We start from the raw sequence: 11581 nt of genomic DNA on the forward strand, positions 1-11581 counted from the left end.
GCGCGGTCAGCCCGACCGCGGCACCGGGGCGGTATCCCAGGTGTCCGGGCTGAAGTCCAGGGTGGGTGGCAGCACACCTTCGAGGGCGAGCAACCACCGCTTGATCTCGATCCCCGCGCCGCCGCTGTAACCGCCCAGACCGTCGTGGGCCAGGACGCGGTGACAGGGGACGATGACCGGGATGGGGTTGGAACCCATGATGGAGCCGATGCCACGGGCGGGCACCGTGGTGCCGCTGCGTTCCGCCAGCTGCCCGTAGGTCACCGATGTTCCGTACGGCACTCCGGCATGCAAGGCCTCCAGGACGGTTCGCTGCGTGCCGGAGGTGTAGCGCCAGTCCACCGGTACCTCGAAGACACGTCGCGCGCCGTCGAAGTACTCGACGAGCTGATCCACGACGGGGGCGACGCGCTCGGCGTCGTCGACGACGGGCAGCCCGGCACGGCCGGCCAGCCGTTCGGGCATGCCCCAGCCCACGGATGCGACGCCGACGCTGGTCACGGCGACACTGAGCGCCCCGACCGGGGTGTCGAGCCCGGCGACGGCGACATCATCGGCTTCCATACCGCACATTCTGCCCGCCGGCACCGACATCGCGCCCGGCACGGTGCTCACCCGCCGCCCTGCGCACGTGTCGACCCCTGAATGTGTCGACGTCGTCCACGTCATGGCATGGACAAGGTCGATACTTCTGCGCAGCTGCCGGAGGAACGGGGAACGCCGCAGGGCTCTTCCGCCACTGGCGTACACTGCGGGCGGTGCATATCGCGAGGCTTGGGCTGACGCCGGTGAAAGGGATGGCACACACCCCGCTGGAGCGTCTGGACGTGAACGCCGACGGGCCGCCGTACGACCGGGTGTTCTGCCTGGTCGAGGCGGACACCGGGCGGGTGCTCCGTACGGTGGAGAACGACCTGCTCATGGCCTGCCATGCGGCATGGGAACCGCCGGTGCTCACCATCCGCACGCCGGTGGGCGAGGCCACCGGGGAGGTGGTCGACGGGGCCGCGATGACCGGCTTCTACTGGGAGCGCGAGATCAAGCTGGTCACCGCCGACGGGCCGTGGTCGCCGCTGCTGAGCGAGTACGTCCGGCGTCCCGTCGTGCTGTGTCGCGTCCCGGACCCCGGCGCGGTGGTATGGGCGGGATCCGTTTCGGTCGTGTCCACGTCGTCGCTGGTGGAACTGGCTCGCCGGCTCGGCCGGCCACACGACGACGGCGCCCGCTTCCGCCCGACCGTCGTGGTCGACACCGGCGACGCACCGCCGTTCATCGAGGACACCTGGGTGGGTTCGCGGCTGCGGCTCGGCTCGGCCGTGGTCACCGTCGACGAGCGGCTGCCGCGGTGCGCCGTCGTGAACGCGCTGCCGGCGGCGGGCGGCCGGGACGCCGCGGTGCTCAAGGCGCTGGCCGGTGATCGGCTCGAAGGCACGGACATCTTCTTCGGCGTCAGCGGCGATGTGGACCGGCCCGGCCGGCTCGTCACCGGTGACCCGGTCCGCCTACTCCCGTGATCGTCAACAGGTAGAACGGTCATAGCACGGCACGGCCCACGGTTGACGATCACCGCGTGTGCCGGGGCTACGCTGCTGGTGTGCTCGGACTGACCCTTGTCGCCTTCACCATCGCGTGGTGGCTGGGGCTGTACCTGCTGGGCCGTGATCCGTGGCGGGCCACCATGCGCAGGGCCGGCCTCGGGTTGCTCGCCTACGCGCTGGCGCTGGCGTTCGCGCCGTTCGACGGCGCGCTGCCCGAGCACGCACACGAGGTGCTGGCCGGGCTGCCGGCGCTGATCTGGAGCGGGGTGCTGATCGCCCTGCTGCCGGCGGACCATCGGTGGCGAGCACGCGCGGATCGGCTCTGGTCCGCCGGGGCCGTCCCGGCGGGTGTGACAAGCCTGGTGCTGGCGACCGCCGCCGGCGGACCATGGCGCGTGGTGGCGGCCGCCGTGGTGCTCGCGCCGCTGCTCGTCTCCGTGGCCGCTCTGATCCGGGCGCGTCGCGGGCACGGGATCCGTGATGGCCTGGTGATCCTGGCCAGCCTGCTGTTCGGCCTGGGAGTGGCGGCCCTGCTCATGCCGATGGGCTGGCTGCCGGACGTCTTGGTCATCGGCGCGATCGGCGTCGACCTGCTCGTGCTCGGAGCGGTCGTCGCGGCGTCGAACGCCGTCGAGTCCGGAGAGGCGCTCGCCACGGATCTGCGCCGGTCAGCCATGGGCGCCGGTCTGGTCGCGCTGGTGCTCGGCGGCCAGTTCGGCCTGGTGGCGGTGGGCACCGCGGATCCGGACGGGTTGCTGCCGCTGGCGTTCGGGGTGGTCGGCACCGCGGTGGCCGTGGTCACCCTGGCCAGCCCGCTGCAGGCGGTGCTCGACCGGCTGGTGTTCGCCGGTGCAGCCGAGGTGCGTACGCAACGTGCCGAGCTGCGCGACGCCGCGGACGCCCTGCCCCGGCGGAACGAGCACGAGCGGCTGGCCAAGCTGGACGACGACGGGTTCGCTCGCCTGGTGCGGGAAGCGTTACGGCACTACGGCGACCTGGGGAAGTTGCTGGCCAATCCGCTGACCGCCCTCCCCGCCATCGATAAGAGGCTGGTCGAGCGCGGGCGCGAAGATCACTCTCTGGACCGGGCGATCGAGTTGAAAGCGATGCTGCTGGAGTGCATCGAGCGGCTCAAGCCGCCGGATCAGGAGTTCGGCACCAGCGAGGAATGGCGGCACTACAACGCTCTCTACTTCCCGTACGTGGCGGGCCTGCGGCCGTATCGGCGGCAACCGGACCTGAGCGGCATGGACGAGACGTCCCGGCGGGCCTTCGACTGGTTCCGCCGGTACGTGCCCGAGCGGACGCTGTACAACTGGCAGAACGCGGCGACCCGGGTGGTCGCGGCAGACCTGCGGACGCGCGACTGGCAGTAGCCGGCGGATGTCCGACCGGGCAACTGGCAGTAGTTGGCAGTGCCATGTCTGCAGATGGCAGTGGGTGCGCGGCCATGGTGGCGGTGGCCTCGACACCGAGGCGCCCAGCACCGAGACACCGAGAGGGAGATGGTCACCATGGCCATGGACACGATCAATCGAGCGGGAAACGTCGTCCGCGTCCGAGAGAACCCGCTGCTGCGTTGGGCCCTGGAGATCGACGGCGCCGTATCGGCGCTGAACGGTCTGGCCTATGTGGTCGCCGCGGGCGCGCTGAGTGACCTGCTGGGCCTGCCCACGGCCCTGCTGGTACCGGCCGGCGCGTTCCTGGTCGTCTACGGACTGGTTCTGGTCGCGATGTCGATGCGTTCGACGGTCGGCCGCGCCGTGGTACGGACCGTCATCGTGCTCAACGCGTTGTGGGTGGCGGACAGCATCGTGGTCGCCGCATCGGGATGGTTCGACGCGTCCACCGCGGGGATCGTCTGGATCCTGCTGCAGGCCGCCGTCGTCGCCGGGTTCGCGGTCGCCCAAGCGGGAGGACTCCGCCGCGCGATCGCGGCGTGAGCGGACGACGTAGACGCGTCATGGGCTCAGGTTACGCATCCGGCCCGCCAGGTGCGGCCACGCGTGACGTGAGCCCATGACGCCCGCCTGAGGGCGGACGAGCGTTACCTGAGACCGCGAGAACGAAGCCGTGCGACCGTGTCGGCGTCAGTGCGTCGGCAGCGGTGCGTCCAGATCGGCGTCGTGGTGGTGCGTCCAGCGGACCCGGTGCTCGCCGAAGCCGGCCGCGTGCACACCGTGGTGGCCGAGCGGCCGGCGGCAGCGGTAGTGCAGCGAGTAGAGGTCCCGGCAGGAATCCCGGAAACTCGTGTAGGCGAACTCGAGGTCAAGGCGGCGGTCGTCGCTCATGATGGACCTCCCGGTGGAGGCGCGCGACTCCGTTGTCCCGCAGGCGGACACTTACCAGCTGCACATTATCCGCTCAACTGGGTAAGATCGCCACCCCTGGTCGTCCGATTTGTTACGGTTTCGGGGCTGCGCGGCGACCACCTTCAGCGGGCGAACCGGCGCAGCCGCAGGCTGTTGCTCACCACGAAGGCCGAGCTGAACGCCATCGCCGCACCCGCGATCATCGGGTTCAGCAGCCCGGCGGCGGCTACCGGCAGCGCGGCCACGTTGTACGCGAACGCCCAGAACAGATTGCCCTTGATGGTGCGGAGGGTACGGCGAGAGAGCCGGATCGCCTCGGCGGCCGCCCGGAGGTCACCCCGGACCAGGGTCAGATCGCCGGCCTCGATCGCCACGTCCGTCCCGGTTCCCATGGACAGTCCCAGATCGGCGCGGGCCAGGGCGGCGGCGTCGTTCACCCCGTCCCCGACCATGGCGACCACCTTGCCCTCGGACTGCAGACCGGCGACGACGTCGAGCTTGTCGCGGGGCAGGACCTCGGCGATCACCTGATCCGGCCCGATGCCGACGGACGAAGCGACGGTCCCGGCGACGGTGGCGTTGTCGCCGGTCACCAGCATCGGTGTGAGGCCGAGTTCGCGCAGTTCGGTGACGGCCTGGGCCGATGTGGGCTTCACCGTGTCCGCCACCAGGAGCAGCCCACGCACGCGGCCGTCCCAGGCCACGGCGACCACCGTCTGTCCGGCGGCCTCGGCGCCGGCGCGCGCGCCGGCCAGCGACGACGGCAGATCCTGGAGGCCCCGTGCCGCGTCGTCGTCGGATCCGGTCTCCCACGACGTCTGCCGCAGCAGCGCCGGACGCCCGACGACGACGGACCGGCCGTCCACCACGCCACGTACGCCGAGGCCCTCGACGTTGACGAACTCCGAGGGGGCGGGGAGGGTATCGCCGGCCGGCTCGTCCCGGGCGGCTCCGGCGATGGCACGGGCGATCGGATGCTCCGACGCATCCTCCAATGCGCCGGCCAGGCGCAGCACCTCCTCCCGCCGTTCGCCTTCGGCGGGGACCACGTCTACCAGCGTCATCCGTCCGGTGGTGACGGTGCCCGTCTTGTCCAGCAGGATCGTGTCGATACGGCGCGTCGACTCGAGCACCTCCGGGCCCTTGATGAGGATGCCCAGCTGTGCGCCTCGCCCGGTGCCCACCATCAACGCCATCGGGGTGGCCAGGCCGAGTGCGCACGGGCACGCGATGATCAGGACGGCGACGGCGGCGGTGAACGCAGCGCCCACGCCGTCACCGTTGCCGAGCCAGAACCCGAGCGTCGCCGCGGCCAGAGCGATGACGATCGGGACGAACACCCCGGAGATGCGGTCGGCCAGCCGCTGGACCTCGGCTTTGCCGGACTGTGCCTCGTCGACGAGCCGGGCCATCTGCGCGAGCTGAGTGTCCGAACCGACGCGCGTGGCCCGCACCACCAGCCGGCCGCCCGCGTTGACGGTGGCGCCGACGACGCCGTCGCCGACGGTGACCTCGACCGGAACGGACTCGCCGGTGAGCATCGAGACGTCGACCGCGGACCTGCCCTCCTCGACGACGCCGTCGGTGGCGATCTTCTCACCGGGGCGGACGACGAACCGGTCGCCGACGACGAGCTGCTCGACGGGGATCCGGACCTCCTGGCCGTCCCGGAGGACGGCGACGTCCTGGGCGCCGAGTTCCAGCAGGGCTCGCAGCGCCGCGCCGGCCCGTCGCTTGGAACGCGCCTCGAAGTACCGGCCGGCCAGGATGAACGTGGTGACGCCGGCGGCGACCTCCAGGTAGATGTTCGACGCGCCGTCGCCGCGGCTGACGGTGAGCTCGAACGGATGGGACATCCCTGGTTCTCCGGCACCGCCCAGGAACAACGCATACAACGACCACAGCATGGCCGCGAGCGTGCCCATGGAGATCAGGGTGTCCATGGTGGCGGCGGCGTGGCGCAGGTTGATCCACGCGGCCCGGTGGAAGGGGTATCCGCCCCAGACCACCACCGGAGCGGCCAACACGAGCGATAACCACTGCCAGTCGTCGAACTGCAACGCCGGGATCATCGCCATCGCGATCACCGGCAGCGACAGCGCGGCACTGATCACCAGCCGGGTCCGTGCCGAACGTGTGACCTCGTCGTCGGTCCGGGCGGCGGACGGTGCCAGACCGCCGCCCGGGGGCGAGCCGTCGCCGGCCGTGGAGCCGTCTCCAGCTGCCGGCGCCGGTGGTGGAGGAGGTGTGGCGGTGTATCCGGTGGCCTCGACCGTCGCGATCAGGTCGTCGACGTGGATGTGATCGCCGAAGCTGACCTGAGCCTTCTCGGTCGCGTAGTTGACCGTGGCGGTGACCCCGTCCATCCGGTTGAGTTTCTTCTCCACCCGGGCGGCGCACGAGGCGCAGGTCATGCCGCCGATCGACAGCTCGATCCGGCCGGCGTCGGTTCGAGTCTCGGTACTCAACGTCGTTTCACCGGCGGTCGACGCTCATGTCGTGGTGGTTGCGGCGAGCTCGTACCCGGCCTCGTCCACGGCGGCGCGCACATCCTCCGTGTCCAGCGGCGCGGCGCTGGTGACGACGACGTCGCCGGAGGCGAGATCGACCTGCACGTCGGAGACGCCACCGATCTTCGAGACCTCGGAGGTGACCGCGGAAACGCAGTGGCCGCAGGTCATGCCGGTGACCTTGTACGTGGTGGTGTTGCTCATATCGGAACCCCTCTCGGAACGGTGGAGATGCTGATCAGGAACGGACCAGGCGGGCGATGGCCTCCTGGGCCTCGCGGACCTTCTGGTCGGACTCCTCACCGCCCGCACGCGCGGCATCAACGACGCAAGTGGCGATGTGGTTGTCGAGCAGCTCCAGCGAGAACGACTGGAGCGCCCGGGTGGCGGCGGTGACCTGGGTCAGGATGTCGATGCAGTACTTGTCTTCTTCGACCATGCGCTGCAGGCCTCTGATCTGGCCCTCGATCCGCCGCAGCCGCATGAGGTGTTTCTCTTTGGATTCGCTGTTGCTCGCCATGGCATCCTTCCCTGGAAACGTGGCACCGCTATCTCCAACACTCTACCCCCCTAGGGTATTTCGTGTCGAGGTCCGGGGTGTCGCCGAGCGACGGCGAGTGGCCGGGTGTGGCGCGCGACGGCGAGTGGCCGGGTGTGGCGCCGTGCGATAGCGAACGTCCGGCCGGCGACGCCGATCGCTACGGCGTCGAGCTGTCCACGTCCACGTCCACGTCCACGTCCGCGTCAAGGTCGAGCGCGACGAACCTGCGGACGATCCGGTGGTCCAGCTCGTGCGTCAGGACGCCGAGTGCCTGATCCGGGGTAAGCCAGCGGATCGCATCCACCTCGCGATGCGGCTCGAAACTGCCGCCCATCGCCCGCATCTCCCAGTATCGGACCGTCTTCGGCCGTCCGTCCGGGTGCTGACGCGAACTGCGATCCACGTAACGCACCTCGTCCAGAAAGCGGCCAAGCTCGGCCGAGACGCCGGTCTCCTCCAGAACCTCGCGGACGGCGGCGTCACCGAACGTCTCACCCGGATCGAGTTTGCCCTTCGGCAGCGACCAGTCGTCGTACTTCGGCCGATGCACGACGACGATCTCCACCTCGTCGCCGGCGGGGCGCCACACCACCCCGCCGGCGGCCCGGACCGTGTTGTCCGGATCGTTCTGCTCAGCGCTCACTGGACCGTCCTCACCATGCGTCCATCATCACCGACCGGCCGGATGGCACAGCAGCCGGGATTACCCTCGTAGGGTGACCGAAACCGCCCAGGAACCGCTGATCGACACGCGCACCCGGCGGCGGCTGAGTGTCGAGGTGTGGATCGTGCTGGGGCTGTCCCTCGGCCAGTCCGGCGTCTACGCGGTGGTGCGTCTGATCGAACGCCTGGCCGAACAGGCCACGCGCGACGTTCCGCTCTCCCAGCAGCGGACCACCATGAACACCAGCAGGAGCGACTTCGAGTACATCGACCTGGTGTACCAGCTGCTGAGGTTGGGGTTCGCGATCGTTCCGGTGGCGCTGGCGCTGTACCTGCTGTCGGCACCGGGGCGTTCGGCTCTCCGCCGGATCGGTCTGGACGCCACTCAGCCGTGGCGTGACCTGTCGATCGGCGCCGGGCTCGCGCTGGTCGTCGGCGTCCCCGGCATCGGCGTGTACCTGATCGGGCATGCGCTGAACATGAACGTGCAGATCGCAGCGAGCGGGTTGGACCAGTACTGGTGGACCGTTCCGGTGCTCATCCTCTCGGCGCTGAAGAACGCGCTGCTGGAAGAGGTCGTGGCGGTCGGTTACCTGATGGAGCGGCTCCGGCAGCTCGGCTGGCAGGTTCCGGCGGCGATCGCCGCCAGCGCGTTGCTGCGCGGCTCGTACCACCTCTACCAGGGCTACGGGATGGCGCTGGGCAACGTCGCCATGGGGGTGCTGTTCGGGTGGTGGTATCACCGTACGAGGCGGGTGATGCCGCTGGTGGTGGCGCACACGTTGCTCGACGTGGTCTCCTTCGTCGGATACGAGCTGTTCGCCGACGTTCTCGACCTGCCCTGAGGCACGGCGGTCCCTGCGCACCGTCCCGCTCAGGGCACGGGCCGAGATCACCCGCCGTAGCCGAACGGCAGCGACGGGTCGGTCGCGGTCTCGGTCCATACCGACTTCGGCTGGCTGTACTCCAGCAATCCGTCCAGGCCACTGGAGCGGCCGTATCCGCTGTCGTTGAACCCGCCGAACGGCGACATCACGCTGATCGTCTTGTAGCTGTTGATCCAGACGGTTCCGGCCCGCAGCCGGCCGGCCACTCGGTGTGCCCGGCCCACGTCCTGGGTCCACACCGCGCCGGCGAGGCCGAACTCGGAGTCGTTCGCGATCGCCACCGCCTCGTCCTCGTCGTCGAACGGGATGGCGACGACGACCGGCCCGAACACCTCCTGGCGGGCGATCGGCGCCTGGTTGTCCACGTCACGGATCACCGTCGGCTGGTAGAAGAACCCGTCGCGCAACGCCTCTGCTGGATGCCCGGCGCGGCCGCCGGTGACGAGAGTTCCCGCACCGGCTCCGGCACCCGCGCCGTCGACCGCGGCGGTGACGAGCTGCCGGATCCGTTCCAGCTGCGCCCGGTTCTGCACGGGGCCCACTTGGGTGCCGTCGGCGAGCGGGTGCCCGAGCCGGATCCGCTCGGCCAGGCGTCCCAGCCGGTCCACCACCTCGTCGTAGACGCCGCGCTGCACCAGCAGGCGGGAGCCGGCGACGCAGCTCTGGCCGCAGCCGGCGAAGACGGCCGCCGCCGCACCACCGACCGCGCGGTCGAGGTGGGCGTCGGCGAAGACGATATTGGCGGACTTCCCGCCGAGTTCCAGCACACACGGCGTCAGCCGCTCCGCCGCGGCGACGGCGATGCGCCGCCCGGTCCGTGGCGATCCGACGAACACCACCTTGCCGACGCGCGGGTGGGTGACCAGTGCGTGGCCCGCGGTGCCACCCAGGCCGGCCAGGACGGTCACGGTGCCTGCGGGGAGGCCCGCGTCGAGCGCCAGCTTGGCCAGCACGACGGACGTCAGCGGGGTCAGTTCGGACGGTTTGAGCACCATCGCGTTCCCGGCGGCGAGTGCGGGAGCCAGTTGCCACCCGGCGGTGAAGATCGGTGCGTTCCACGGCGTGATCGCCGCCACCACACCGTACGGCTCGCGCCGCGTGTAATTCAGATGGGATGTCGGGACCGGTATGACCTCGCCGTGCTGCTTGTCCGCCCAGCCGGCGTAGTACTCGAACATCTCGGCGACCTTGGCGACCTCGGCCCGTGCGTCGTTCAGCGGCTTGCCGGCGACGATCGCCTCCAACCGGCTCAGCCCGTCGCCGGCGGCACGCACGCTGCGGCCCAGTTCCCACATCAGCCGGCCCCGCTCGGATGCGGTCAGCGCCTGCCATGCGGCGGCCCCGGCGACGGCGGCGTCGACCGCCTCCGCCGCCGCGGCGGTACCCCCGTCGGAGTACGAGAGCAGCAGCGTTCCGGTCGCGGGATCCTCTAGGCCGATCGGAGCGCCGTCGCCCGGGCGCAGGTCGTCGCCGACGAACCCGGCGACCGGCCGGTCCGGGCCGAACCAGCAGGCCCAGAGTTCGGCGACCAGGTCGGTAGGGCTGGTGGACTGGTCGATGGTCACGGTGGGGCCGGTCATGGCTGTGCCATCCGATTGAAGTCCGCCTCGGCTCCGAGCCGGTCCCGAGTCTGCTGCCAGGTCCGGTTGACGTCGTCGACCAGCGGGGCGTCGACGCCGAGCGCGGTTGCCGTCTGGGCCGCCAAGGCGACGTCGCGCGCCATCAAGCCGAGAGTGAAACCGGAGTCGAACGTGCCGGGCAGCACCCACCGTGCCAGGTTGATCTCGGTGACCGCGCTCCGGCCCGAAGCGGCGTTGACCGCGTCCACCACCCGTTCCGGATCCAGGCCGGCGGCTTGTGCGACACGCAGCGCCTCGCCGGTGATCTGCAGGTGGGTGGCGCACAGCAGGTTGTTGATCAGCTTGGCGGTGTGGCCGGCACTGGGCCCGCCGACGTGCACGGAGTGCGCCGTGATCGCGTCCAGCACGCTCTTCGCCTCGGCCACGGCCTCGTCCTCGCCGCCGACGAACGCGGTGAGTGTGCCCTGCGCGGCGCCGGACGGGCCGCCGCTGACCGGCGCGTCGACGAAGCCGTGCCCGTCGGCGGTCAGCCGCTGGGCGATGGTCCGGGTGGAGAGCGGGTCGCTGGTGGAGGTGTCGATGACGAGCCGATGCGTGACGCCGGCCGGCACCAGCCCACCCTGGCCCAGCAGGACCGACTCCACCTGCGGCGAGCCGGGAAGGGACAGCACGACGGTCGCCGCGCGCTGCCACGCGTGCTGGAGCTGGACGAGGGTGACGTCCGCGCCGGCACGCGCGGGTGCGTCTGGCGACGGGTCGACCCCGAGAACGTCGTAACCGGTGGCGGCCAGGGTACGGGCGATCCCGGCCCCCATGTTGCCGAGTCCGATCACGGCGACGGTGTCTGGCATGGTGCGATGCGCTCCTCTTCTTGCGCTGTGCGGTGCCGTGCTGTGCTGCGAACGGTCAGTCGGTGATGGTCAAGACGATGTCGGCGATGACGGCGGAGCCGAAGTACGTGCCCGCGAGCACGAAGACCGCGATCACGGCGAGCTTCCAGCCGGTCCGCTTGGCGATGGCCACCTCGTCGCCGCTGACCGCGAGACCGGCGTAGGCGAGGCAGGGCACACTCAATGCGAGGAAGTCGATCTCTTCGACGACGCCGAGCACGGCCTGGTCCCACGGGGCGAACGGCACCGTGGCCGCGATTCCCAGCAGCGAGATCCAGGCGACGCTGGGCAGGTAGAACGGCGCGACACGGGCCAGCAGGAGCCCGCCCACGCAGATCGCGTACAGGCCGGCCATGCCGCCCAGTGCCGCGAGCGGGGTCAGGTCCGTGGCCAGCAGCTGCAGGGCCCACCCGATGACGCTGATCAGGGCCAGGTCGCGCAGGTGCGGCAGCAGTGCGATCTTCTCGCGGGCCAGGCGCGGCTGCGCCCCGGCGGTGGTGTCGTCGACGCTCATGCTCTTGCCTCCTGTGCGTCCAGTAGTGATTGGTGGTTGATCAGATGAGTGGTTGACGACTGATTCGTGTGCTCGTCGTCGCTTGCCGGTGAAAGTCCGGTCCGGGTAACCGCCAGGGGGCCCGGTAGCAGGCTGGCGGCCTCGTT

13 protein-coding genes and 1 pseudogene are annotated in these 11581 nt (G+C 70.5%); 4 read left to right on the top strand and 10 right to left on the bottom strand.

What is annotated here, in order from left to right; translation table 11 throughout:
• Positions 1-6: 6 nt before the first annotated feature.
• Entirely contained in the window at positions 7-564 is a 558-nt protein-coding gene (locus tag G1H10_RS24665) for a methylated-DNA--[protein]-cysteine S-methyltransferase (protein ID WP_163742970.1), read from the bottom strand.
• Between the two features lie 194 nt (positions 565-758).
• Between G1H10_RS24665 and G1H10_RS24670 the strand changes: the two genes are divergently transcribed.
• From G1H10_RS24670 to G1H10_RS24680, 3 genes are all read left to right on the top strand, one after another.
• Complete coding sequence (locus G1H10_RS24670; RefSeq protein ID WP_163742972.1) at positions 759-1514, top strand: MOSC domain-containing protein; 756 nt, start codon at positions 759-761, stop codon at positions 1512-1514.
• 80 nt (positions 1515-1594) lie between these two features.
• Positions 1595-2914 carry a hypothetical protein gene (locus G1H10_RS24675; RefSeq protein ID WP_163742974.1) on the top strand — a complete coding sequence of 440 codons (1320 nt, stop codon included), beginning with the start codon at positions 1595-1597 and terminating at the stop codon, positions 2912-2914.
• A 138-nt stretch (positions 2915-3052) separates the two neighbouring features.
• On the top strand, positions 3053-3481 hold the full coding sequence (locus G1H10_RS24680) for a hypothetical protein (RefSeq protein WP_163742975.1): 429 nt from the start codon (positions 3053-3055) through the stop codon (positions 3479-3481).
• 147 nt (positions 3482-3628) lie between these two features.
• Here the strand turns inward: G1H10_RS24680 and G1H10_RS24685 are convergent, their stop codons facing one another.
• From G1H10_RS24685 to G1H10_RS24705, 5 genes are all read right to left on the bottom strand, one after another.
• Complete coding sequence (locus G1H10_RS24685; RefSeq protein WP_163742977.1) at positions 3629-3829, bottom strand: hypothetical protein; 201 nt, start codon at positions 3827-3829, stop codon at positions 3629-3631.
• A 143-nt stretch (positions 3830-3972) separates the two neighbouring features.
• Entirely contained in the window at positions 3973-6264 is a 2292-nt protein-coding gene (locus G1H10_RS24690) for a heavy metal translocating P-type ATPase (RefSeq protein WP_163743006.1), read from the bottom strand.
• 78 nt (positions 6265-6342) lie between these two features.
• Positions 6343-6564 (bottom strand): heavy-metal-associated domain-containing protein, encoded by a 222-nt coding sequence (locus G1H10_RS24695; RefSeq protein ID WP_163742978.1) that lies wholly within the window; start codon positions 6562-6564, stop codon positions 6343-6345.
• A gap of 34 nt (positions 6565-6598) precedes the next feature.
• Complete coding sequence (locus G1H10_RS24700; RefSeq protein ID WP_163742980.1) at positions 6599-6880, bottom strand: metal-sensitive transcriptional regulator; 282 nt, start codon at positions 6878-6880, stop codon at positions 6599-6601.
• 178 nt (positions 6881-7058) lie between these two features.
• Positions 7059-7544: an NUDIX hydrolase gene (locus G1H10_RS24705; protein WP_163742982.1), complete on the bottom strand. Its 486-nt coding sequence runs from the start codon at positions 7542-7544 to the stop codon at positions 7059-7061.
• A gap of 73 nt (positions 7545-7617) precedes the next feature.
• On the opposite strand from G1H10_RS24705, the gene G1H10_RS34755 reads away from it, so the two are divergent.
• On the top strand, positions 7618-8409 hold the full coding sequence (locus G1H10_RS34755; RefSeq protein ID WP_216853626.1) for a CPBP family intramembrane glutamic endopeptidase: 792 nt from the start codon (positions 7618-7620) through the stop codon (positions 8407-8409).
• Between the two features lie 47 nt (positions 8410-8456).
• Here G1H10_RS34755 and G1H10_RS24715 read toward each other — a convergent pair whose 3' ends face one another.
• The 4 genes and pseudogenes from G1H10_RS24715 to G1H10_RS24725 all read right to left on the bottom strand — a co-directional run bounded on the left by G1H10_RS24715 (position 8457) and on the right by G1H10_RS24725 (position 11435).
• A complete protein-coding gene (locus G1H10_RS24715) occupies positions 8457-10031 on the bottom strand; it encodes an aldehyde dehydrogenase family protein (protein ID WP_163742984.1) in 1575 nt (524 codons plus the stop codon).
• A complete protein-coding gene (locus G1H10_RS34130; RefSeq protein WP_312856639.1) occupies positions 10028-10438 on the bottom strand; it encodes an NAD-binding protein in 411 nt (136 codons plus the stop codon). Before G1H10_RS34130 ends, G1H10_RS24715 begins: the two co-directional genes overlap by 4 nt.
• A pseudogene (locus tag G1H10_RS34135) lies at positions 10412-10891 on the bottom strand (NAD(P)-dependent oxidoreductase); the annotation flags it as partial. The pseudogene G1H10_RS34135 and the gene G1H10_RS34130, both read right to left, overlap by 27 nt.
• Positions 10892-10937: 46 nt before the next feature.
• Positions 10938-11435, bottom strand: a complete 498-nt coding sequence (locus tag G1H10_RS24725) for a hypothetical protein (protein WP_163742988.1) — start codon at positions 11433-11435, stop codon at positions 10938-10940.
• Positions 11436-11581: the final 146 nt, after the last annotated feature.

The organism is Phytoactinopolyspora halotolerans, from assembly GCF_010550675.1.
In the GTDB taxonomy this organism is placed as follows: Bacteria; Actinomycetota; Actinomycetes; order Jiangellales; family Jiangellaceae; genus Phytoactinopolyspora; species Phytoactinopolyspora halotolerans.